General features: G+C 68.3%; 22 protein-coding genes. 15 read left to right on the top strand and 7 right to left on the bottom strand.

The genetic code is table 11. The features are described from left to right. Positions 1–3: 3 nt before the first annotated feature. From F9C12_RS19420 to F9C12_RS19410, 3 genes are read left to right on the top strand one after another with little or no spacing between them, the layout of a single operon-like run. The gene (locus F9C12_RS19420; RefSeq protein ID WP_409186796.1) at positions 4–1,236 is read left to right on the top strand and encodes an ABC transporter permease; all 1,233 of its coding nucleotides are present in this window, start codon (positions 4–6) and stop codon (positions 1,234–1,236) included. Next, positions 1,236–1,625, top strand: coding sequence for a cytidine deaminase (locus F9C12_RS19415; RefSeq protein WP_134732499.1), 390 nt, complete (start codon positions 1,236–1,238; stop codon positions 1,623–1,625). The genes F9C12_RS19420 and F9C12_RS19415 overlap by 1 nt, the downstream gene beginning before the upstream one ends. Next, complete coding sequence (locus F9C12_RS19410) at positions 1,622–2,896, top strand: thymidine phosphorylase (protein WP_409183363.1); 1,275 nt, start codon at positions 1,622–1,624, stop codon at positions 2,894–2,896. The genes F9C12_RS19415 and F9C12_RS19410 overlap by 4 nt, the downstream gene beginning before the upstream one ends. 61 nt (positions 2,897–2,957) lie before the next feature. Here F9C12_RS19410 and F9C12_RS19405 read toward each other — a convergent pair whose 3' ends face one another. Then, positions 2,958–4,049 (bottom strand): PA containing protein, encoded by a 1,092-nt coding sequence (locus F9C12_RS19405; RefSeq protein WP_409183362.1) that lies wholly within the window; start codon positions 4,047–4,049, stop codon positions 2,958–2,960. A 211-nt stretch (positions 4,050–4,260) separates the two neighbouring features. On the opposite strand from F9C12_RS19405, the gene F9C12_RS19400 reads away from it, so the two are divergent. Together F9C12_RS19400 and F9C12_RS19395 are read left to right on the top strand one after the other, a co-directional pair. After that, on the top strand, positions 4,261–5,352 hold the full coding sequence (locus F9C12_RS19400) for an adenosine deaminase (protein WP_409466813.1): 1,092 nt from the start codon (positions 4,261–4,263) through the stop codon (positions 5,350–5,352). A gap of 98 nt (positions 5,353–5,450) precedes the next feature. Continuing rightward, entirely contained in the window at positions 5,451–6,659 is a 1,209-nt protein-coding gene (locus tag F9C12_RS19395) for an MFS transporter (protein WP_409467034.1), read from the top strand. Here the strand turns inward: F9C12_RS19395 and F9C12_RS19390 are convergent. Then, a complete protein-coding gene (locus tag F9C12_RS19390) occupies positions 6,656–7,210 on the bottom strand; it encodes a TetR/AcrR family transcriptional regulator (protein ID WP_409183359.1) in 555 nt (184 codons plus the stop codon). The two genes, F9C12_RS19395 and F9C12_RS19390, sit on opposite strands and share 4 nt — an antisense overlap. A gap of 100 nt (positions 7,211–7,310) precedes the next feature. On the opposite strand from F9C12_RS19390, the gene F9C12_RS19385 reads away from it, so the two are divergent. Beyond that, positions 7,311–8,015: an SDR family NAD(P)-dependent oxidoreductase gene (locus F9C12_RS19385; RefSeq protein WP_409466812.1), complete on the top strand. Its 705-nt coding sequence runs from the start codon at positions 7,311–7,313 to the stop codon at positions 8,013–8,015. Between the two features lie 5 nt (positions 8,016–8,020). On the opposite strand, the gene F9C12_RS19380 is transcribed toward F9C12_RS19385, so the two are convergent. Beyond that, positions 8,021–9,274 carry a primosomal protein gene (locus F9C12_RS19380; RefSeq protein ID WP_409183357.1) on the bottom strand — a complete coding sequence of 418 codons (1,254 nt, stop codon included), beginning with the start codon at positions 9,272–9,274 and terminating at the stop codon, positions 8,021–8,023. 154 nt (positions 9,275–9,428) lie between these two features. Here F9C12_RS19380 and F9C12_RS19375 point away from each other — a divergent pair, with 154 nt between their 5' ends. Then, positions 9,429–11,933 carry a DEAD/DEAH box helicase gene (locus F9C12_RS19375; RefSeq protein ID WP_409466811.1) on the top strand — a complete coding sequence of 835 codons (2,505 nt, stop codon included), beginning with the start codon at positions 9,429–9,431 and terminating at the stop codon, positions 11,931–11,933. Here F9C12_RS19375 and F9C12_RS19370 read toward each other — a convergent pair. Together F9C12_RS19370 and F9C12_RS19365 are read right to left on the bottom strand one after the other, a co-directional pair. Beyond that, positions 11,920–12,543, bottom strand: coding sequence for a hypothetical protein (locus F9C12_RS19370; protein ID WP_409466810.1), 624 nt, complete (start codon positions 12,541–12,543; stop codon positions 11,920–11,922). The genes F9C12_RS19375 and F9C12_RS19370 overlap by 14 nt on opposite strands. 401 nt (positions 12,544–12,944) lie before the next feature. Next, positions 12,945–13,526: an NAD(P)-binding domain-containing protein gene (locus tag F9C12_RS19365; RefSeq protein ID WP_409466809.1), complete on the bottom strand. Its 582-nt coding sequence runs from the start codon at positions 13,524–13,526 to the stop codon at positions 12,945–12,947. A gap of 73 nt (positions 13,527–13,599) precedes the next feature. On the opposite strand from F9C12_RS19365, the gene F9C12_RS19360 reads away from it, so the two are divergent. Then, a complete protein-coding gene (locus tag F9C12_RS19360; RefSeq protein ID WP_409183353.1) occupies positions 13,600–13,917 on the top strand; it encodes a winged helix-turn-helix transcriptional regulator in 318 nt (105 codons plus the stop codon). A gap of 32 nt (positions 13,918–13,949) precedes the next feature. Here F9C12_RS19360 and F9C12_RS19355 read toward each other — a convergent pair whose 3' ends face one another. Then, positions 13,950–14,879 carry a sugar-binding transcriptional regulator gene (locus F9C12_RS19355; protein WP_409186795.1) on the bottom strand — a complete coding sequence of 310 codons (930 nt, stop codon included), beginning with the start codon at positions 14,877–14,879 and terminating at the stop codon, positions 13,950–13,952. A 185-nt stretch (positions 14,880–15,064) separates the two neighbouring features. Between F9C12_RS19355 and F9C12_RS19350 the strand changes: the two genes are divergently transcribed. From F9C12_RS19350 to F9C12_RS19325, 6 genes are all read left to right on the top strand, one after another. Then, the gene (locus F9C12_RS19350; RefSeq protein WP_409466808.1) at positions 15,065–16,072 is read left to right on the top strand and encodes a zinc-dependent alcohol dehydrogenase family protein; all 1,008 of its coding nucleotides are present in this window, start codon (positions 15,065–15,067) and stop codon (positions 16,070–16,072) included. Next, positions 16,065–17,405: an ABC transporter substrate-binding protein gene (locus tag F9C12_RS19345; protein WP_409183351.1), complete on the top strand. Its 1,341-nt coding sequence runs from the start codon at positions 16,065–16,067 to the stop codon at positions 17,403–17,405. Before F9C12_RS19350 ends, F9C12_RS19345 begins: the two co-directional genes overlap by 8 nt. Beyond that, the gene (locus tag F9C12_RS19340; RefSeq protein WP_409183350.1) at positions 17,402–18,334 is read left to right on the top strand and encodes a carbohydrate ABC transporter permease; all 933 of its coding nucleotides are present in this window, start codon (positions 17,402–17,404) and stop codon (positions 18,332–18,334) included. The genes F9C12_RS19345 and F9C12_RS19340 overlap by 4 nt, the downstream gene beginning before the upstream one ends. Before the next feature lie 86 nt (positions 18,335–18,420). Then, positions 18,421–19,209, top strand: coding sequence for a carbohydrate ABC transporter permease (locus F9C12_RS19335; protein WP_409186794.1), 789 nt, complete (start codon positions 18,421–18,423; stop codon positions 19,207–19,209). Between the two features lie 12 nt (positions 19,210–19,221). Further along, on the top strand, positions 19,222–20,304 hold the full coding sequence (locus tag F9C12_RS19330; protein ID WP_409466807.1) for an ABC transporter ATP-binding protein: 1,083 nt from the start codon (positions 19,222–19,224) through the stop codon (positions 20,302–20,304). Positions 20,305–20,430: 126 nt separating this feature from the next. Further along, positions 20,431–20,994: a DUF3995 domain-containing protein gene (locus F9C12_RS19325; protein ID WP_409466806.1), complete on the top strand. Its 564-nt coding sequence runs from the start codon at positions 20,431–20,433 to the stop codon at positions 20,992–20,994. Position 20,995: 1 nt separating this feature from the next. Here the strand turns inward: F9C12_RS19325 and F9C12_RS19320 are convergent, their stop codons facing one another. Further along, positions 20,996–21,580, bottom strand: a complete 585-nt coding sequence (locus F9C12_RS19320) for a TetR family transcriptional regulator (protein WP_409466805.1) — start codon at positions 21,578–21,580, stop codon at positions 20,996–20,998. Positions 21,581–21,631: 51 nt separating this feature from the next. Here F9C12_RS19320 and F9C12_RS19315 point away from each other — a divergent pair, with 51 nt between their 5' ends. Beyond that, on the top strand, positions 21,632–22,435 hold the full coding sequence (locus F9C12_RS19315) for a class I SAM-dependent methyltransferase (RefSeq protein ID WP_409183348.1): 804 nt from the start codon (positions 21,632–21,634) through the stop codon (positions 22,433–22,435). The last annotated feature ends 3 nt before the right edge of the window (positions 22,436–22,438 follow it).

Below are 22,438 nucleotides of genomic sequence, written 5' to 3'. Positions count from 1 at the left end.
CCGATGCCGGTCAAGCGCAAGCGGCCGCGGATCCCCGGCTGGCTGCGCGGCGTGATCTGGGCCGTGGTCGCGATCGCGGTCATGTCGACCGCGTCGTACGCGACCGGCGTTTCGGCGCTGACGTCCAGCAACACCGCGTCGACCGCGCTGCGGCTGGCGTTGCCGATTCTGCTGTGCGCGCTGGGCGGGCTGTGGGCCGAGCGCGTGGGCGTGATCAACATCGGCCTCGAAGGCATGATGATCCTCGGCACCTGGGGCGCGGCCTGGGGTGCCTACTACGGCGGCGCGTGGGTCGGCCTGCTGGCCGCGATCGGGTTCGGTGCGCTGGGCGGGCTGCTGCACGCGGTGGCGACGGTGACGTTCAACGTCAACCACATCGTCTCCGGCGTCGCGATCAACCTGCTCGGGCTCGGGGTCGCGAAGTATCTGGCGAACCTCATTTTCGAGCCGCTGTCGGGAAACCCGCGCCAGTCGCCGCCGGTGCCGAAGTTCGACACCTACTCGGCGGCCGGATTGTCGGACTGGCTGGGTTCGCTGGAAGACCAGCAGCGCGTCGGATTGTCCGATGTCGCGGGCATTCTGCGCGGTTTGGTGACCGGTGTCGCGCCGCTGACCATGATCGCGATCCTGCTGATCCCGGTCAGCTACTGGATTCTCTGGCGCACGCGGTTCGGCCTGCGGCTGCGTTCGTGCGGCGAGAATCCGGTCGCGGCGGAGTCGCTCGGCGTGAATGTTTATCGGTACAAGTACGTCGGCGTACTGATCTCCGGCGGTTTCGCGGGCATGGGCGGTGCTTCGCTGGTGCTGCTCAAGGGCGGCGCGGACTACCTGGAGAACCAGACCAACGGCCGCGGGTACATCGGTCTGGCCGCGATGATTTTCGGCAACTGGCGGCCGGGCGGGCTGCTCGGCGGCGCCGCGCTGTTCGGGTACTCCGACGGTCTGCAGCTCGCCGGCGGCGGCGACGCGGTGCTGGCGCTGCTGTACGGCGCGGTCATTCTGCTGGCGATCATCGTGATCGTGCAGCTGATCCGGAAGCGCTGGCTCGCGGCCGCGCTGGGGGTGGTCGGCGCTGGGATTCTGTACGCGATCTACTGGACCAACGACACTCTGCCGAGCGACTTGATCCCGTACACCGCGCACTTCGTCACGCTGATTGTGCTGGCCGTTGCGTCGCAACGACTTCGGCCACCCAAGGCGGACGGTGCGCAGTACCGGCGAGGTGAGGGCGACTGATGTCCGAAGTGGACTGGGAAGCTTTGCGCGCGGCCGCGGTTTCGGCTGCTTCGCACGCATACGCACCTTATTCGGGACTGCACGTCGGCGTGGCGGCCATTGTGGACGATGGTCGGCAGGTGACCGGGTGCAACGTCGAAAACGCGTCGTACGGCTTGGGTTTGTGCGCTGAGTGCACAATGGCCGGACAATTGCGACTGTCCGGCGGTGGCCGGTTGGTTGCCGTGGCTTGCCGAAGCGGCTCGGGTGAGCTGTTGATGCCTTGTGGACGGTGTCGGCAGATCTTGTTTGAACTCGGCGGTTCCTCTTGCCTGGTCGACACTCCGCGCGGGGTGCTGCCGATGTCGGAGGTGCTGCCGGACGCGTTCGGTCCGGAGGACTTGCCGTGACTTTCACTGCGGTAGACGTCATCCGGACCAAGCGGGATGGCGGACGGCTGAGCGACGAGCAGATCGACTGGGTCGTCGACGCCTACACCCGCGGCGCGGTCGCCGAAGAACAGATGGCCGCACTGGCCATGGCGATTTTCTTGCGCGGCATGGACGACGGCGAGATCGCGCGCTGGACGGGCGCGATGATCGACTCGGGTTCGCGGCTGTCGCTGGACGTCGCGCGCCCGACGGTGGACAAGCACTCGACCGGCGGGGTCGGCGACAAGATCACCTTGCCGCTGGCTCCGCTGGTCGCCGCGTGCGGTGCCGCGGTGCCGCAGCTGTCCGGTCGCGGACTCGGCCACACCGGCGGGACCTTGGACAAACTGGAGTCGATCCCCGGCTGGCGCGCGGCTCTTTCGCTGGACGAAATCGCGGCCCAGCTGAACTCCGTCGGCGCGGTGGTCTGCGCGGCGACTGAGGGATTGGCTCCGGCGGACAAGAAGCTGTACGCACTGCGGGATGTCACGTCGACGGTCGAGTCGGTGCCGTTGATCGCCAGCTCGATCATGAGCAAGAAAATCGCCGAGGGTGCTTCCGGCCTGGTGCTGGATGTGAAGGCGGGCTCCGGGGCGTTCATGAAGACCGTGCCGGAGGCGCAGCTGCTGGCGCGGACGCTGGTGGACATCGGCACGGCGCACGGGGTGGCCTGCACGGCGTTGATCACCGACATGAGCACGCCGCTGGGCCGAGCGGTCGGGAACGCGGTCGAGGTCGCGGAGGCGGTTGAGGTCCTGCGCGGCGGCGGCCCGGCTGATGTCGTCGAGCTGACGGTGGCGCTGGCTCGGGAAATGCTTGCGCTGGCGGGTATTTCCGTCGATCCGGCTGAGGTGCTGGCTTCGGGTGAGGCTTACGAGGTGTGGGCTCGGATGATCACCGCGCAAGGCGGAGACCCGTCGGCTGAGCTGCCGCGTCCGGCGCACGTGCACGTGGTCACCGCGCCGGAGTCGGGAGTGCTGACATCGCTGGACGCCTATGCGGTCGGCGTCGCGGCGTGGCGGCTCGGGGCCGGTCGGGCGCGGAAGGAAGATCCGGTGCAGGCCGCGGCGGGGATTTTGTGCCACGCGAAGCCGGGTGACCAGGTGGTGGAGGGGGAGCCGCTGCTGGAACTGCACACGGACACTCCCGATGCGGTGCCTGCTGCCCTCGCTGCTCTGGAAGGCGGGTTCACGGTAGGGGCGGAGGCTCCGGCCGCGCGGGGGATCGTGCTGGAGACGGTTCGGCCCTGACCCCTCGAAACGACGAAGCCCCCGTCCAGAACTTTGGACGGGGGCTTTGGTCATTCAGCTGTCAGTCGGTCGACTCGTCCGCGTCGCCGCCGGCCTTGGCCTTCGCTTCAGCGGCCTTGGGCGACCGCCCGTTCCGCGAGCTGCGGCGCGGCTGCCGCGGGGCGGGCGGCGGCGGGGCGATCTGCTGCACCGCCGGGCCTCCGCCGAGCATCAGCTCCGCGAAGGTCGCCATCGCCTCGTCCAGCTGCCCGCCGATGCGGCGCACCGATTCGTCGTTGCTGCGGCGCACCAGCGAGTCGACCGCGTCGGTGTCCGGCTGCTTCGCCAGCGTGCCTTCGACCTTCGACAGACCGCTGCGGACCGAGCCGTCCAGGTCGCCGATGCGGCCGGTGACGTCGTCTTCGACCTTGTCGATGCGGCTGGACAGGTCGTCGAGACGCTGGGTGATCGTTTCGAGCTTCGTGCCCACCGCGTCGAGCCGGGCGGCCGGGTCGATCATCTCGCCGGTGTCGGACACGGCGCTCTTCAGCGCGTCGGTCGCGGTGGCGATGCGTTCCTTCGTCGCGCGGTCCAGTTCGTCCACGCGCGAGCGCAGTTCCTGGTCGGTGGTCTCGATCCGCTCGCGCAGCGACGCCTCGGTCATCTCGATCCGGTCGCGGATCGGGCCCTGCGTCGCCTGCGGCAGCGACTCCAGCTTCGCGTCCTGCTTGTCCAGGTGCCCGCCCAGCTCGTCGAGCCTGCGGTGGATGTTCTGCAGCTTGTCCTCGAGCCCGTCCATCCGGCCCGCGACACCCTCGAACCGCGCCGCCACGCCGTCGAGGCGTCCGTCGAGCTGGGCGAAGGGCTTCGCCAGCTTGTCGACGATGCTCTCCACCGCGTGCGTGAGCGCGGCGATGGCGTTGTCCTGCGACTCCAGCCGCGTCATCGCCTCGTCGAGGCGTTCCGCCAGCACCCCGACCTCGGTCCGGTCCGGCAGTTCCGACAGCCGCTTGCGCACCGCGCCCAGGGAGTCCACCGGCGCGAGCCGGGCGTAGATGTCGTCGAGCGCGTCGAAGATCTGCTGCTGCTCGCTCTCACGAACCTCGGCCGCGCGCACCAGCATGTTGCGCATCCGGTCGAACGACGGAGCGGCAATGTGGTTGTCAGTGGTCACTGCGGTGTCCTTCGTCGGCGGGGAAAATGGAAGGGACTGACCCGAGCTTATCGATGAAGAAAATTGCTGTGCGTATGGCCCCCGGGGAACGCGGATAAGGGGCGCGCCACCCGGATGGCCGATTCCTTGCGCACAGTGCTGAGCAGAGGGTTGTTCCGGTGCTCTCGGTTACGGCCAGGCAGGGGAATGACAGCGAGGCTACCGTTGGAGCATGTCGGACGTAACCCCGCTGAGCGCGGAGATCCTGCGCCGTGCCCCCAAAGTCCTGCTCCACGATCACCTCGACGGCGGCTTGCGCCCCGGCACGGTCGCCGAACTCGCCGAGGATCTCGGCTACCGGGACTTGCCCGCGACGGATCCGGCCGAGCTGGGCCGCTGGTTCCGCGCCGCGGCCGACTCCGGTTCGCTGGTGTCGTACCTCGAGACGTTCGCCCATACGTGTGGCGTCATGCAGACGGAGGAAGCGCTGGTCAGGGTTGCCGCGGAAGCGGTCGAAGACCTGGCCGCGGACGGGGTGGTCTACGCCGAGCTGCGGTACGCGCCGGAGCTGTTCGTGGAACGCGGGCTGTCACTCGATGCAGTGGTCGAGGCGGTCCAGGAGGGCTTCGCCGAGGGGACGCGGAGGGTAGCCGCGGGCGGCGGCCGGATCCGGGTGCGGACGCTGTTGTGCGGCATGCGCCAGCACGCCCGCGCGCTCGAGATCGCCGAACTGGCGGTGCGCTACCGCGACGCCGGGGTGGCCGGATTCGACATCGCCGGACCGGAGGACGGATTCCCGCCCACCCGCAATCTGGACGCATTCGACTATTTGCGCCGGAACAATGCGCATTTCACTATTCATGCCGGCGAGGCGTTCGGGCTTCCGTCGATCGGCGAGGCAATCCAGTACTGCGGCGCGGAACGGCTCGGGCACGGCGTGCGGATCGCCGAGGACATCACCACCGACGCGGACGGAAATGTCCATCTTGGACGGTTGGCCGCCTACGTCCGGGACCGGCGGATCCCGCTGGAAATCTGTCCCTCGTCGAATGTCCAGACCGGAACCGTGCCGTCGCTGGCCGAGCATCCGATCGGCCTGCTCGCCCGGCTGCGCTTCCGCGTCACCGTCAACACCGACAACCGGCTGATGAGCGGTTGCACGATGACCAGTGAATTCGCCGCGCTGGCCGAGACGTTCGGCTTCGGCCTCGACGACTTCCGCTGGTTCACCATCAACGCGATGAAATCCGCGTTCCTCGATTTCGACGAGCGGCTCGAGGTGATCGAGAACGTCGTCAAACCCGGGTACGCGGCGCTCGGCTGATTCCCGGTCGCGCCCCAGCGGCGGTTGCGTTCGTTAGCCATGCCAACTATCGTTCACCATGTAAGACATAATTCTCAAATAGTGAGACGGTGGACGGAATGGCGCAGGTCGAGGCCGGGGAGCAGGTGCGGCAAAAAGGCAGTTCGCGACGGTGGCTGATCCTCGCGCTCGGCCTCGCCGCGCAGACCGCCAGCTGTTCGTTCCTTTACGGGCTGCCGTTTCTCGTGCCCGCCATGCGCGAGGCCGACCAGCTGACGCTGGCGCAGGCGGGCACGGTCGTCGCGGCGCCGAGCATCGGCCTGCTGCTGACGCTCATCGCCTGGGGCGCGGCTGCGGACCGTTACGGCGAGCGCCTCATCATGGCGCTGGGCCTGGGCGCATCGGGATTACTCCTCGTGTACGCCGCCCTGTGGCACCACCCGGTCGGCCTTCTCTTTGGGGTGTTTCTCGTAGCCGGTGCGTGCACGGCTTCGGTGAACGCGGCGAGCGGCCGGGTCGTGATGGGCTGGTTCGCGAAATCCGAGCGCGGCGTCGCGATGGGGATCCGGCAGACGGCCCAGCCGCTGGGCGTCGGAGTGGCCGCACTCGGGCTGCCGCCGCTGGCCGCGCGGTGGGGTTTCCAAGCGGCCATGCTGCTGCCGGCCGTGCTCGCGATCGGCGTGGCGCTGCTGGTGGCGGCGTTCGTCGTCGACCCGCCGCGGCCGCCGCGTGCGGCGAAGGGGGAGCGGCCGCCGTCGCCGTACCGCAAGCCGTGGTTGTGGCGCGTGCACGGCGCGAGCGCGCTGTTGGTGGTGCCGCAGTTCGCGGTGTCCGCGTTCGCGCCGGTGTATCTGGTGTCGCAGCATCAATGGACCGCCGCGCAGGCCGGGGTGTTCGTCGCGGTGGCTCAGGTGCTCGGCGCGCTCGGGCGGCTGGCGTCCGGGTACTGGTCGGACCGGGTCGGCAGCCGGTTGCGGCCGATGCGGCAGCTCGCTGTCGCCAGTGTGGTCGTGATGCTGCTGGTCGCGCTCGGAGACGCGACCTGGCTGTGGCTGGTGTTGGCCGCGCTGGTGCTGGCGGCGGTGATCACGGTGGCGGACAACGGCCTTGGCTTCACCGCGTCGGCGGAACTGGCCGGCGTCGCATGGTCGGGGCGGGCGATGGGGACGCAGAACACCGCGCAGAACATCGCCGCGTCCCTGACGCCGCCGTTGCTGGGGCTGGTGATCGGCGACAGTCGGTACGCGCTCGCGTATTGCGTGGCGGCGGTTTTCCCGTTGCTGGCAATAGGTTTGGTGCCGGTACGCGCGGAGTCCGAAAAGGACTAAGCGCGCAGGCCGTCGAGAAAGAACGCCAAGTGCCGCCGCCAGGTTTCGGGTGATTCGCGGATCAGCTGCGACATCGCGGAGACCAGCGGGGCCAGGTCCGCGGGTTCGAAATCGGCGCGCAGCTGCCCGGATTCCTTTGCCCGGTCGATAACCCGCGCGGCGTGCTCGAAACCGGCGCGGCACGCTTCCAGCACGGCCGGGCTCAGCGGCAGCCGCCGGGCAAGGGCGTCGCTGAGCCCGTGGTCCTTGGCCTGCAACGCGAACAGTCCGTCAAGGAATCCGGTGAAGCCCTGCCATGGGTCCGGTTCCGCGAGCGCCTTCGTCGCCAGCTCGTCCAACGCGGCGAGCTGCGCGGGCAGGATCGCGTCGACAAAGGCCTCCCGGGTCGGGAAGTGCGCGTACAGCGTGCCGATGCTGACTCCGGCGCTGCGGGCGATCTGCTCCAGCGGCGCGTCGAGGCCCTGCTCGCCGAACGCGCGCGTCGCGGCGGCCAGCAGCTTGTCGCGGTTGCGGGCGGCGTCCGCGCGCAACGGCTTCGATCCGGTGGCCATGGGTCCCATCGTACAAAGTTGAGGGCACCCTCGGGTTTTGTGGTAGCTTGACAGAAGTCGAGGCAGCCCTCGATTTACCTCTGGGGAAGGAAGACAAGCCATGACCGCACGCCCGACCGCTGTCGTCCTCGGGGCCGGACCCGGCCTCGGGATGTCGATAGCCCGCCGGTTCTCCGGCGAGGGATACCGCGTCGCCCTCGTCTCGCGCACCGCTGAGCGGCACCCGGCCTACCTGGCCGAACTCGACAACGCGGAAGCGTTCGTCGGCGACGTCCGGAACGGAATCGGCGCGACGCTCGACGAAATCGCCGGACGATTCGGCGGCATCGACGTCGCCTACTACGGCCCGGCCGCGATCGAGCCGGACAGCATGCCCACCGACATCACCGACGCGACCGTCGACGCCGTCGAGAAGGCGATGAGCTGGGTGTACCCGGCGGTGGAGGTGGTCGGCAAACTGCTGCCGGGCATGCTGGAGCGCGGGCGAGGCGGATTCCTGTTCGCCGGCGGGCTCAGCGCGGTCCGGCCGATGCCCGCGCTCGGCGCGCTCGCGGTGTCGTCGGCGGCGCTGCGGAACTACGCGCGGACGCTGCACGAGGGGCTGGCCGGGACCGGCGTCTACGCGGGCAGCCTGATCATCGGCGGCTTGGTCGAACGCGGCGACATCCACCGGATGGTCGTTGCCCAGCGGGAAAAATACGGCGACGCCGGCGGGCACACCCTGGATCCGGATGCGATCGCCGACGCCGCCTGGAAGATGTTCTCCGCCGGGGACCCGGCCGAGAGCGTGTTCGACGCCCTCTAGAAGGTTCAGACCACCGTGAGGCGGTTCTCGAAGTCCTCCACCAGCTTGCGCCAGGCGCTCTGCTCGGCGTCGAACGGAGCGCTCGGCTCGAGCCGGCTCGGGTCCGGCCGCAGCACGAACGACACCAGCCAGCCGAGGCTTTCGTTGGCCGCCAGCGCGGTTTCGACGGTGTCGTCGCCCGCCCATTCGGCGGCGTCGGTGATCAGCTCGACGGCCAGTTCCAGCTGGGTCGGGTCGATCGACTCCGGGCCCTCGGCGATGTCCTCGTCGAGGCCGGGGAACACGTAGGTGTTGTCCTGGTCGACCTCGATCTCCAGCTCGTCGGCCGCCGCCTTCTCGCGCACCTCGTCCCAAGTGGACACCCCGGCGAGGTCGGTGTCGGCGAGTTCGTCGCCCGCCTTGATCGCCTTGAGCAGCGCCTTCGGCGAGCTGAACACGTCGATCTCGCCCTCGGTGCCGAGGAACACCGGCTTGTCGTCGAGGTAGCAGCGCAGCGTGTAGTACTCCGCGCCGGAGGTGACGATCTTGATCGGGTCGATGCCGACCTCGCCCCAGAAGCCGACCGGCTCGTCCTCGGCGTCCTCGTCGTCGGCGTCGACCGCCTCGAGGTCCTCCGGCCCGCCGTCCTCTTCCCCGGCCTCCGCCTCGGCGGATTCCTCGTGGAAGGCGGCCAGCTCCTCGGCGGTCTGCTCCAGCACCGCGGCGTCGACGTCCGGCACGGTCACCAGGTTGTCGATCGCGTCGAGCACGGTGTCCCACTTCTCGGAGACGGCCTTCGACAGGTCGTTCCACAGCGCTTCGCCCTCGCGCCCGGTGAACGGCAGCCGGCCCTGCTCCAGCAGCGAGAAGCCCTCGTACGCGTCGAGGACCTCGTGCACCTCGTCCAGCTCGCACACGTCGGCGAGCGAACGGACGATGCCGACGATCTCGGCCAGCTCGCCGATCGTCCACGAATCCGGCTCCTCGGCGACCAGCTCGGGCACGCCGACGAGGTCGTAGGAGTGGTCGTCGTCGGGGATCAGCTCGGGCACGTTCAGCGCGGGCACCGCGTCCCACGCCGGGTGGTCCAGCAGGTCGTGCTGCTCGGCCGTGCGCACGAAGGCGGCTAGGTGCGCGGCGTCCGGGAAGGCGTACAGGTCGTCCTCGTCGCCGAGGAACGCTTCCCACTCCTCGCCGTCTTCCCGCCACCGCGGGGCCCAGAGGGTGACCACGTCGCCCTGCGGCAGCCCGAGCTCGATCGGGATGATGTCCTGTGCCATTTGCCGAATCCTCCGCGAGTACCGCCCGTGTGCGCGCCCGCCTGTCCGTTCCCCTCCGGCAGCGCGCGGTACCGGAAGCCTACGGGTTGGGGCAAGCACCCGCGATCTCCCCCGCACCCGGAACCGGGGGCGGGATGGCACGATGGGGGCCGCGATGACTCTCACCGACCTCCTGCCAGCGGATCCCGACGCAGATTCCCTGTTCGAAGCCTTCACGACGTGGACGGGCCAGCGGGGCATCGAGCTGTACCCGGCGCAGGAGGAGGCGGTGATCGAGGTCGTCTCCGGGGCCAACGTGATCCTGTCGACGCCGACCGGCTCCGGCAAGAGCCTCGTGGCGGTCGGCGCGCACTTCACCGCGCTCGCACACGGCAAACGCAGTTTTTACACCGCGCCGATCAAAGCGCTGGTCTCGGAGAAGTTCTTCCAGCTCATCGAGATCTTCGGGGCCGATCAGGTCGGCATGATGACCGGCGATTCGAGCGTCAACGCGGACGCGCCGATCATCTGCTGCACCGCGGAAATCTTGGCGAACATCGCGTTGCGCGACGGCGCCGGCGCCCCGGTGGGCCAGGTCGTCGCCGACGAGTTCCACTTCTATTCGGAACCGGACCGCGGCTGGGCGTGGCAGGTCCCGCTGATCGAACTGCCGAACGCGCAGTTCGTGCTCATGTCGGCCACGCTCGGCGACGTTTCGTTCTTCGAAAAGGACCTGACCCGGCGGACCGGACGGCCGACCGCGGTGGTCACTTCGGCGCAGCGGCCGGTGCCGCTCACCTTCCGGTACGCGCTCACGCCGCTGCACGAGACGATGTCCGAGCTGCTCAACGGCGGCCAGGCGCCGGTGTATGTCGTCCATTTCTCGCAGGCCGCGGCCATCGAACGGGCGCAGACGCTGATGAGCATCAACGTCACGACCAAGGCGGAGAAGGAGGCGATCGCCGATCTGCTCGGCGACTTCCGGTTCTCCGCCGGGTTCGGCAAGACGCTCTCGCGGCTCGTGCGGCACGGCATCGGCGTGCACCACGCCGGCATGCTGCCGAAGTACCGGCGGCTGGTCGAAACGCTCGCGCAGTCCGGGCTGCTGAAGGTGATCTGCGGGACGGACACGCTCGGCGTCGGCATCAACGTGCCGATCCGCACGGTGGTGTTCTCGGCGCTGACGAAATACGACGGCGTGCGGCAGCGGCATTTGAAGGCGCGCGAGTTCCACCAGATCGCCGGACGCGCGGGCCGGGCCGGGTACGACACCGACGGGTACGTGGTCGTGCAGGCTCCGGATCACGTGGTGGAAAACGCGAAGGCGTTGGAGAAAGCGGGCGACGACCCGAAGAAGAAAAAGAAGATCGTCCGGAAGAAAGCGCCGGAGGGCTTCGTCAACTGGACCGAGAGCACGTTCGACCGGCTGATCGCGGCCGAGCCGGAACCGCTCACTTCCAGCTTCCAGGTCAGCCATTCGATGCTGCTGAACGTGATTTCCCGGCCGGGCAACGCGTTCGACGCGATGCGGCATCTGCTGGAGGACAACCATTCGGACCGTCCGACGCAGCGAAAACTGATCCTGCGGGCGATCGAGATCTACCGTTCGCTGCTCGCCGCCGGGGTGGTGGAGAAGCTGCCCGAACCGGACGCCGAGGGCCGCATCGTCCGGCTGACGGTGGACCTGCAGTTCGATTTCGCGTTGAACCAGCCGCTTTCGCCGTTCGCCTTGGCTGCCATCGAACTGCTGGACATGGAGTCGCCGTCGTACGCGCTGGACGTGGTGTCCATTGTGGAATCCACTGTGGACAACCCGAGGCCGGTGCTGTCGCAGCAGCAGTTCAAGGCGCGCGGCGAGGCTGTGCAGGCGATGAAGGCCGACGGGATCGAGTACGACGAACGGATGGAGCTGCTCGAGTCCGTCACGTACCCGAAACCGTTGGAGGAACTGCTCAGCGCGGCTTACCAGTCTTACCGGGCCGGGCATCCGTGGGTGGCGGATTACGAGCTTTCGCCGAAGTCGGTGGTGCGCGATATGTACGAGCGCGCGATGAACTTCGTGGAATACGTGGGCTTTTATCAGCTCGCGCGTTCCGAGGGGTTGGTGCTGCGCTATCTCGCCGACACCTACGACGCGCTGCGGCACACCGTTCCGGACGAGGCGAAAACCGAATCGCTGCAGGACCTCATCGAATGGCTCGGCGAATTGGTGCGCCAGGTCGACTCGAGCCTGCTGGACGAATGGGAAGCGCTGCGGCATCCGGACGAGGAGGGCCCGGTGTCGCACCGGCCGCCGCCCGAGCCGCCCGCGGTCACGCGCAACGAGCGGGCGTTCCGGGTGCTGGTGCGCAACGAGTTGTTCCGCCGGGTGGAACTGGCCTCGCGCCGGGCTTACGACGAACTGGGCGCGCTGGACGCCGCTTCCGGGTGGGACGCGGACGCGTGGGAAGACGCGATCGAGGACTACTTCGACGAGCACGATTCGCTCGGAATCGGCCCGGACGCGCGTGGTCCGGCGTTGCTGCTGATCGAGAAGGAGCCGGACCTGTGGCGGGTCCGGCAGATCTTCGACGATCCCGCCGGCGACCATGACTGGGGAATCAGCGCGGAGGTCGATCTGCGCGCCTCGGACGAGGTGGGCAGCGCGGTGGTGCGGATCGTGGACGTCAACCAGCTTTGAGGACGCGCTTCGGCCGCCGGGCGAGCGCTACGACAAGCATGAGCAGCGAAAGCGCGGGCATCGGATAGCCGAGCGCGATCCCGGCGGCGGTGTCCGCGATCGGCGCGGCGATCCCGGCCGCAAAGACCCAGACCGGCGCGGTCGGCGGCTTGACGGCGGCGGACCACGGCGTGCGCGACCACGGTTTGGCCACCGAGATCCAGACCTGAAACGCCAGCCCGCTCGCCATCAGCGCGGTGCCCGCGGCCTGCTGCCAGCCGGGCCTGCCGGTCGCCGCGGCTTCGGTGAGCGCGGGGGAGAGCAGGAAGATCCCGGCGTACAGCTGGACGAGCGTCAGCCCGAATTTGACCAGCACCCACCAATGCCGGAAGAAACCCCAGGCTGTTGCTCCGGCGAGAAGCAGGCCGGTGAAGGCGGCGGTGTTCGCCATCGGCGCGAGCAGCACGGTGTCGAGGTGCTTGGCCATGGTCATCGCCGGGCCGGGTTGTTCTCCGGAAAGCGCGACCAGGGCCAGCACGAAAAGGGCGAGGGCTTGGCTCATCCACGCGACCGAGGAGATTACGTGGAGCCACACCAATGTCTGCCGCCAGCGCGGGGATACCCTAGTCACCGGGCCAGTTTCGCGGGTGCCGGGGCGGGGGACATCCGGTGAAACACCCGAATCGACCCTGAGATCAGCTCAGGCGGGGCGGCCACAGCCTCGAACGGGCCAGCAGTGACGTCGGCGTCGCCCGGGTTTCGCATCGCGATTGGCCGAACGCCACTCCGCGGTCCCCGATGAGGTTGAAGTCCGAAGAGGACAGTTCGATCGGTTCGGCGGCGACGACGCGACCACGGCGGTGCCCTCGACGGCGGTCGCACCACCGGCGAGGGCAACAGCGAAATCCCGGAACCGGCGTCGTCCAGTTCGCCGGGCAGGCGCTCGAAAACCGTGACTTGCCAGCCGACTCGCGACAATCCGAGAGCCGCGGCCAGCCCGCCGACAACGATCGCCCCTCAGGACAGGGCGGTTCAGGCGCTCATCAGCATGGAACGCGCGTCCAATCCGTCGAACCACAGGCCGATCGCCAGCCCGGCGGCGGCTTCCAGCAGGGCGGCGCGGTCGAGGCCGCCGGCGGGCAGGGGAGTGCAGCCCAGGTCCTGGACCAGCTCCGTTGCCACCGCGACGGCCTCCGGGGGACCGCACAGCGGGACGCCGAGCGGGCGGCCTTCGAACAGCGGCGGGGTCATTCGCCAGACGTCCACGTGGGCGAGGTTGAACGCCTTCACCACCAAGGCGCCGGGGGCGTATCCGGCGATCCGGGCGGCCACCGGTTCGCCGGTCGCGCCGGGGGTGTTGGTGCAGTCGACGAGGACTTTGCCGGTGAGGTCGAGCGGGGTGAGCAGGGCTTCGAGGGCGGTGGTGGGGACGGCCAGCAGGATGGCGTCCGCTCGGGCGGCGGCGTCGGCCCAGTCCAGGAGCTCGGCGCCGAGTTCGGCGGCCAAGGCGGCCGCGCCGGCGGGGGAGCGGCCGGACACGGTCAGCTCGTGCCGGGTCCATTGGCCGCCGAGCGCGGACGCCATGCCGCCGGTGCCGAAAAGTGCGATGCGCATGGGAAGGTCTCCTGTCGTCGCGCGGTTGTACGGAAGCGACGTTATGGACCCCGGCAGGAACCGAAAGGTAACCATGGAATTCGTCGCCGACTGCCGCACCCGGCTCGCCTTCGACCTGGTGGCGAACACCTGGCATCCGGTCGTGCTGTGGACGTTGAAAAACGGCCCGCTGCGGCACGGCGAACTGCGCACGCGCATCGGCGGGATCAGCGCGAAGGTGCTCACCGAGGCGCTGCGCAAGCTGGAACGCGACGGGCTCGTCGAGCGCGCGGACGGGGCGTATCGGCTGACCGAGCTGGGGGTGAGCTTTCTGGGGCCGATCGAGGGGTTCGGGCGCTGGGCGGAGGAGTACGGGGATCGGGTGGTGGAGGCGCAGAGCCGGGTGTCGTGAGTGGCGATGCCGGTTCTAACCGGCGCCAGCACTCACGAGGGCAACGGCCTGGCCCGCGCCAGCTCCAGCAGCGGTACGGCCGCCGCGGCGTCGGTGACCAGCGTCGACACCAGACCAGACCGCAGCACCGCGTCCACGGCTTCGGCTTTCGGGCGGCTGTAACCGATCGCGATCACCTCGGGGACCGCCATCAGTTCCTCGTGGCTGATCGCCAGCACGTGGTGCGCCAGCCCGGTGCCGAGTGAGTTGCCGTCTGCGTCGAACAGCCGCGCGGCGACCTCGGCGGTGGCGCCTCGGGCGGCGATGGCGGCTCGTTCGGCCTCGTCCAGCGCGTCGTACACGGTGGATTCCCCGGCCTCCCACGAACCGATGCTGACCACGGCCTTCGTGAGTTTTCCGAACTGCGCGAACGTTTCCGCGATGCCCGGCTGGTGCCGCAGGATCTCGGTGGTCCTCCGGTCGGGCAGGACGAGCGGGCCGAAGATCGGGTACGAATCGCCGCCGGACACCGAGGTCACGCGGCTGACCGTTTCCACCGAACGGCCGCGCATGTCCATCCCCGCCTGCACCCCGCACAGCTGCACGATCGGGCAGCGCGGCAAGGTCCGGATCGCCTCGGTCATCGCGTTGACCGACCGTGCCCAGGACAGCCCGATGACGTCGTCCGGGGTCGCGATCTCCTCCAGCAGCCGGGCGGCCAGCGCGCCGACCTGCTTGCGGACGACCTCCCTCGGCTCCTTTTCGGATGCTCGTTCGAGCACGAGCACGCGGTCCAGCCGGTAGGCCCGGCGGATCTCGTCGGACAGTTCGACGTCGATCGGCGCGGGCAGGTCGAACTCGATCCGGACCAAACCGGACTCCAGCGCCGTGTCCAGCATCCGCGCGACCTTGAACCGGCTCATGCCGAACTCGTCGGCGATCTCCAGTTTCGAGGCGCCCTGCACGTAGAACCGCCTGGCCATGGTCGCCAGCAGCAGCGTCTCGGTCAGCGGCAGCGGCCCCTTTTTCCTGCTCACATGAGCAGGATAGCGCAAAAATGAGCTTTGATGGTTGACGGATCCGCAGGCTGCGGCCTCTAATGCCTACGCATGTTACCTACGACATAAGTCAATATCGCTCAAATGAGCATCTTGGAAGGTGATGACGCATGCGCGCCGCGATCGTGGACCGGCCCGGGGAGATCCGGGTCGGCGAGGTTCCCGATCCGAAGCCCGGGGAGCGCCAGGTCGTCGTGAAGGTGGGTGCCTGCGGGATCTGCGGCACGGACCTGCACATCGCCGACGGGCATTTCCCGCCGACCCCGTATCCCATCGTTCCCGGGCACGAGTTCTCCGGGGAGATCGTCGAACTCGGCGCGGACGTGCCCGCCGAGTGGAAGGTCGGCGACCGGGTCGCGGTCGACCCGTCGATCTACTGCGGATACTGCCCGCCGTGCCGGTCCGGGCACGGAAACCTCTGCGCGAACTGGAACGCCACCGGCGACACGGTCAACGGCGCGTTCGCCGAGTACGTCGCGGTGCCCGCGGACACCTGCTACCGGATGCCCGATTCGATGACCTGGGAACAGGGCGCGCTGGTCGAACCGGTTTCCTGCGCGGTGCACGGCGTGCGCCGGATCGGCGTGGAGGCGGGCGAACGCTTCCTCGTGGTCGGCGCGGGCACGATGGGCCTGATCATGCAGCAGCTCCTGCTCCGCGCCGGCGCGCACGTGACGATGGTCGACCGCAACGCCGCCCGCCTGCCTCGCGCGACTGACCTCGGCGCGGCCGCGGTCGCCGCCGATGTGTCCGAATTGGACGATGAACGCTTCGACGCCGCCGTCGACTGCACCGGTGCGGCACCTGCCATCGAAGCGGCGTTCAACGCGCTGCACCGCGGCGGCCGCTTGCTCGTATTCGGCGTCGCTCCGGCCGAAGCCCGCGTCGCGCTTTCGCCGTTCCGCATTTACAACGACGAGATCACCATCGTCGGTTCGATGGCCGTGCTGAACAGCTACGGCAACGCGCTCGACCTCGTCGCGAACGGCTATATCGACACCGAAGCGCTGATCACCGACACCCTTCCGCTCGAGCAGTACCCCGAGGCGCTGGCGAAGATGCGCAGCGGGTCCGGCCTCAAGATCCAGGTGCTGCCCGGAGGTGGTGGCGGTGCGTAAACTCCTGTGCCTCCTTGCCGCGACAGCGTTGTTAGTGACGGGATGCGCGGGAGCCGGGGCGCTCGGCACCGGCGGGCGGACACTGGTCGTCGCGATCGTGTCCAATCCGCAGATGAAGGACGCCATCTCGCTCAAGGGCGAGTTCGAGCAGGCCAACCCCGGGATCAAGCTCAAGTTCGTGTCCCTGCCGGAAAACGAGGCAAGGGCGAAGATCACCGCGTCCACCGCCACCCAGGGCGGCGAGTTCGACGTGGTGATGATCAGCAATTACGAGGCTCCGCAATGGGCGGCCAACGGCTGGCTGGAGAACCTCGAACCGCACATGAAGGCGACGCCGGGATACGACGAGGCCGATTTCATCCCGAGCATCCGGCAGTCGCTGTCATATGAGAACCAGATGTACGCGGTGCCCTTCTACGGCGAATCGTCCTTTGTGGTCTATCGCAAGGACCTGTTCGAGAAGGCCGGGCTGACCATGCCCGCGCATCCGACATGGCAGCAGATCGCCGATTTCGCCGCGAAACTCGACGACAAACAGGCTGGCGTCGCCGGGATCTGCCTGCGCGGCAAGCCGGGCTGGGGCGAAAGCCTCGCGCCGTTCACCACGGTGGCGAATACCTTTGGCGCGCAATGGTTCGACAAGGACTGGAACGCGAAACTGACCAGTCCGGAGTTCACGAAGGCAGCGAACTTCTACGTCGACCTGCTGCGGAACCACGGCGAAGTCGGGGCCTCCAGCGCCGGGTTCACCGAATGCGGCACGAAGTACGCCCAGGGCAACGCCGCGATGTGGTACGACGCCACGTCGATGACCGGCACCACGGAAGACCCGAAGACCAGCCACGTCGGCGGCAAGAACGGCTACGTCGCCGCGCCGGTGGACAAAACGCAGGCGAGCGGGTGGCTCTACACCTGGGCGCTGGGCATCCCGAAGGTCGGCAAGAACAAGGACGACGCCTGGAAGTTCATGGCGTGGATGACGAACAAGGAGTACGCGAAGAAGGTCGGCGAGACCTACGGCTGGAACCGGGTTCCGCCGGGCACGCGCAAGTCGACCTATGAGATCCCGCAGTACAAGGAAGCCGCGAAGGCCTACGCCCAGCCCACGCTGGACGGCATCGCGTCGGCCAACCAGCAGAAGACGATGGTGAACCCGGTGCCGTACCCGGGCATCCAGTTCGTCGGGATCCCGGAGTTCCAGGACCTCGGCACCCGGGTGAGCCAGCAGCTGTCCGCTGCGATCGCCGGTCAGACCTCCGTCGCCGACGCGCTCGCGCAATCGCAGAAATACGCGGAATCCGTCGGAAAGTCGTATCAGGAGGTGCAGCGATGAGCACCCTCTCCGTCCCCGCCGGAACCGCGCCGGCGACCGCGAAGCCCGTCGCGAAGAAAGTGACCGGTTCTGCCGGGAAACGACGGCTGCCGCTGCTGCCCGCGTTGATCTTCGTGATCGCCGTGACGCAGATCCCCTTCCTGCTCACCGTGTTCTACTCGTTCCAGTCGTGGAACCTGGTGCGCCCGGGTTCGCGGCATTTCGTCGGCTTCCGCAACTACGTCGACGTCTTCACCGACACGACGTTCCTCGGTGCGCTGCTGAACACCGTGGTACTCACCGTGGTCTGCGTGTTCCTGTCGCTGCTGCTCGGACTCGGGCTAGCGGTGCTCCTGGACCGCAAGTTCCTCGGCCGCGGCTTTGTCCGGACGCTGCTGATCACGCCGTTCCTGATCCTCCCAGCGGCCGGTGCGCTGCTGTGGAAGACAACGGTGTTCGACCCGACGTACGGCCTGCTGCATTTTGTGTTCGGCACGGACACCGACTGGCTTTCACAATTCCCGCTGGCTGCGGTGATGGCGCAGATCGTCTGGCAGTGGACGCCGTTCATGACGCTGTTGATCCTCGCCGGGCTGCAGAGCCAGTCGAAGGAGGTGCTGGAGGCGGCGTCGGTGGACGGCGCGAGCCGCTGGCGCACCTTCGTTTCGATCACGCTGCCGCACCTGTCGCGGTTCCTGCAATTGGCCACGCTGCTCGGCGCGATTTACATCGTGAACAGCTTCGACGCGATTTTCCTGATGACGCAAGGCGGTCCGGGCACGGCCAGCACGAACCTGCCGTTCTACATTTACCAGCGCGCGTTCGAAGGATTCGACATCGGGCAGTCGTCCGCGATGGGCGTGGTGGTGGTCATCCTGACGATGATCGTCGCGACCTTCGCGCTGCGGCTGATGTTCCGCGCGTTCTCCGTGGACGGAGGAGTCAAGTGACCGCAACCGCCACCGCCTCGCCCGCCGCCACCGGCACCACGCCGTCTCCGCCGCGCCGGACCAAACGCCGCTACGGCCCGGGCACGCTGACCGTCGCGACGTGGATCATCGCGATCCTCTTCGTTTTCCCGTTGCTGTGGATGATTCTCACCGCGTTCAAACAGGAAAACGACGCCTACACCGATCCGCCGAAGCTGTTCTTCACCCCGACGCTGGACCAGATTTCGAACGTCCTCAACAGTGGTTTCCTGCCGTACCTGGGAAACTCGGCGTTCGTCACGGTGATTTCGACGCTGCTCGTGCTGCTGCTGGGAATCCCGGCCGCGTACGCGCTGTCGCTGGCTCCGGTCAAGGGCACGAAGAACGCGCTGGGCTTCTTCCTGTCGACCAAGATGCTGCCGATCGTGGCCGCGATCATCCCGCTGTACGTGATCTCGCAGAACACCAATCTGCTGGACACGGTGTGGGCGCTGATCATCCTGTACACCGCGATGAATCTGCCGCTCGCGATCTGGATGATGCGGTCGTTCTTCCTGGAAGTGCCCGGCGAAATGATCGAGGCGGCGCGGATCGACGGGGCGAACCTGCCGACGTTGCTGCGCAAGATCATCATGCCGGTGGTCGCGCCCGGGATCGCCGCGACCGCGCTGATCTGCGTGATCTTCTCCTGGACGGAGTTCTTCTACGCGGTCAACCTCACCGCCGCGAGGGCCGGCACGGTGCCGGTGTTCCTGGTCGGCTTCATCACCAGCGAGGGCCTGTACTGGGCTCAGCTGTCCGCCGCCGCGCTGCTGGCCTCGCTGCCGGTGATGATCGTGGGCTGGATCGCGCAGAACCACCTGGTGCGCGGGCTGTCCATGGGCGCGGTGAAGTAAGGGAGAACGCAGATGTCCGCTGAAGTGATTTACGACCAGGCGTCGCGGATCTACCCCGGAAACCCGGGCGTCCGCGCGGTCGACCAGCTGAGCCTCGAAGTCCCGGACGGCGAATTTCTCGTGCTGGTCGGCCCGTCCGGCTCGGGCAAGTCCACCGCGCTGCGGATGCTCGCCGGACTGGAGGACGTCAACGAGGGCGCCATCCGGATCGGCGACCGCGACGTGACGGACCTGCCGCCGAAGGACCGTGACATCGCGATGGTGTTCCAGTCCTACGCGCTGTACCCGCACATGACGGTCGCCGACAACATGGGTTTCGCGTTGAAACTGCGCGGTTTCTCGGCGGCTGACATCAAGAAGCGGGTCGACGAGGCCGCGGCGATGCTGGACCTGACCCGGTTCCTCGACCGCAAGCCGAAGGCGCTGTCCGGCGGGCAGCGGCAGCGGGTCGCGATGGGCCGGGCGATCGTGCGTGAGCCGAGCGTGTTCCTGATGGACGAGCCACTGTCCAATCTGGACGCGAAATTGCGCGTGGAAACCCGGGCCAACATCGCGAAACTGCAGCAACGGCTCGGCACGACGACCATCTACGTCACCCACGACCAGGTCGAGGCCATGACGATGGGCGACCGGGTAGCTGTGCTGAAGGACGGCGTGCTGCAGCAATGCGCGTCGCCGCGGTCGCTGTACGAGAAGCCGGCGAACTCGTTCGTCGCCGGGTTTATCGGGTCGCCGGCGATGAACTTGGCGACGCTGCCGTTGTCCGACGGCGGTGTGCGGCTCGGCGACCTGGTGGTGCCACTGCCCACCGAAGTACGGACCGAGGCGGCGGGGCTGTCCGAGATCGTCTTCGGCATCCGCCCGGAGTCGCTGCGTCTGGTCGGCGAGGCGGACGAAGGTTTCGAACTCGTGGTGGAACTCGTCGAGGAACTCGGCGCGGACGCGTACCTGCACGGCAAGGTCGGCGACGACCGGTTCGTGGTCCGGGTCGACGGACGGACGCCGCCGCGGATAGGCGACAACGTCCGGGTGGCATTGCGCGGCGAAGGCGAGACGCACGCGTTCGATCCGAAGACGACGCTGCGGCTGGGCTGAGTGCGTCGTGAGTGTTCCTCCCGGTTCTAACCGGGAGGAACACTCACGACCCCCTAACTCCCGCGGGGGAGACGCTTCCCTCTCTCGCCCGATCCTTTCCCCCGCGGTCCAGGCGACGCTTAACGCATGTCGTCGAAGCAAGCCAAGTTGAGCAAGTGGCCGGGTTGTGCCGCCGCAGTCTGGGGCGTGGTGTTCGCGATCCCCAGCTTCGTCTGGGCGACCGGCAGCACCTTCGGAGCGCAGTCCACGGTGTCGCCGTCGCTGGTGAAACTCGCGCAGGACCGGGTGCCGTGGTTCGTGGCCGTCCTGGTGCTTACCGGGCTGCTGAAGGTGTTCGGTGCGGTGGTCGGCGTCAGTCTGACGCAGCCGCGCGGCCGCTGGCTCAGCCGAGTGGCGGTGTTCTGCGGCGGCGGTGCCGCGATCCTGCTGACCTGGCACGGCGGGCTGTTCGTCGTGCAGGGCGTGCTGGTCAAGACAGCAGCCTTGGTCGTTGAATCAACTGAGCTGGTCAACTGGTATCTCTACCTCTGGGGACCGTGGTTCCTCGCTGGGGGTCTCGCGTTTGCCGCGGCTGTCGGGCAATACGTCCGGCACCGCGCCGACCGGCGCACGTTGACGCGTTACGGAGCGGTCGGCGCGCTGGGTGCCTTGGCCCTGTCGGTGGCCGGGGTGGCGACCGGCATCGGGTGAGTCAGCGGAGAACTCCCGCGAGTACGGTGGCCGCCATCTGGCGGACGGCTTCCTCGCTCGGCGGCTCCCCGGTGCGGTCCGCGAAAAGCAGGTGGCCTGCCCCGATGAGCGTCGGAGCCAGCGTCCGCACGTCGGCGTCCGGGGCCAGCCTGCCGAGAGTTCGTTCCGCGGCAAGGTAATCCGCGAGTACGTTCGCCGCGTCCGTCGCCAGCGGAATCCCCGGACTCGGCCGTGCGGCCCGGAGCCGGTGCCGCAGTTCGTCGCGGAAGGTGATCAGGGCGACGATCGACACCGCGACCGACGAGAAGACCTCGGTGAGCAGTTCGGCCACCGTCTCGACCACGTCGCCGGTCCCGGCGTGCAGCTCGCCCGCCCGGGCTTCGAGGCGCTGGATCCGGTCGAGCACCAGTGCGGCGAGAAACGCGTCGAAATCCTCGAAATGCCGGTGCAGCACGCCCTTCGCGCAATCCGCCTCGGTGGTGACGGCGCGGCTGGTGAGGCCGCTCGGGCCTTCGCGCAGCAAAACCCGTTCCGCGGCGTCGAAAAGCTGGGCGCGGACGTCGCGGAGGTGGATCCCGGTGGGCAACTTTACCATCCTTCCTGGCCATAGTGGGCGCTTGCCCACTATGGTGGGCACATGCCCACTTTACCTCGTCCCGAACCGCATCAGCACCGGACCATGGCCGAGTCGTTCGGCGTTGATCCCGAGCGCTACGACCGGGCGCGCCCGCGTTACCCGGACGAACTGGTGACCGCCGTGCTCGAGGCCAGCCCGGGGAAGGAGATTCTCAACGTCGGCTGCGGCACCGGCATCGAGGGCCGGCAGTTCCACGCCCGCGGCGCCGTCGTGCTCGGCGTGGAGCCGGACGCGCGGATGGCGGAGTTCGCCCGGCGCGATTTCCCGGTCGAGGTAGCGAAATTCGAGGATTGGGACCCGGCCGGGCGGACTTTCGACGCGCTCGTGTCCGGGCAGGCCTGGCACTGGGTCGACCCGGCCGCGGGCGCTGCCAAGGCCGCGCGGGTGCTGCGTCCGGGCGGCCGGTTCGTCGCGTTCTGGCACGTGTTCATGCCGCCGGAAGAAATTTCGCGGGCGCTGGCGGACGCATTGCGCCGGGCGATGCCGGACTCGCCGTTCAGCGGCAACTACCTGAAAAGCCCCAGCGCCGACGCCTACCAGCCGATGCTCGACAAAGCCGCGGACGGCTTGGCCGGGACCGGCGCGTTCGGCAAGGCGGAGAACTGGCGGTACGACTGGACGCAGGACTACCGCCGCGACGAGTGGCTGGACCTGCTCGCCACGCAGGGCGGCGTCACCGTGGCGACGCCGGAACAGCGCGACCAGGTGCTGGCCGAGGTCGGCGCCGCGATCGACGCCCGCGGCGGCCGACTGACGACGAATTACTCGACCGCCGCGGTGACCGCCGTCCGTATTCCGGGGTGAAAG

The sequence above is a fragment of the Amycolatopsis sp. GA6-003 genome (genome assembly GCF_046267895.1).
Lineage (GTDB): Bacteria > Actinomycetota > Actinomycetes > Mycobacteriales > Pseudonocardiaceae > Amycolatopsis.
The sequence above is the reverse complement of the archived record's forward strand: the minus strand, read 5'-3'. Positions and strand labels throughout refer to the sequence as shown.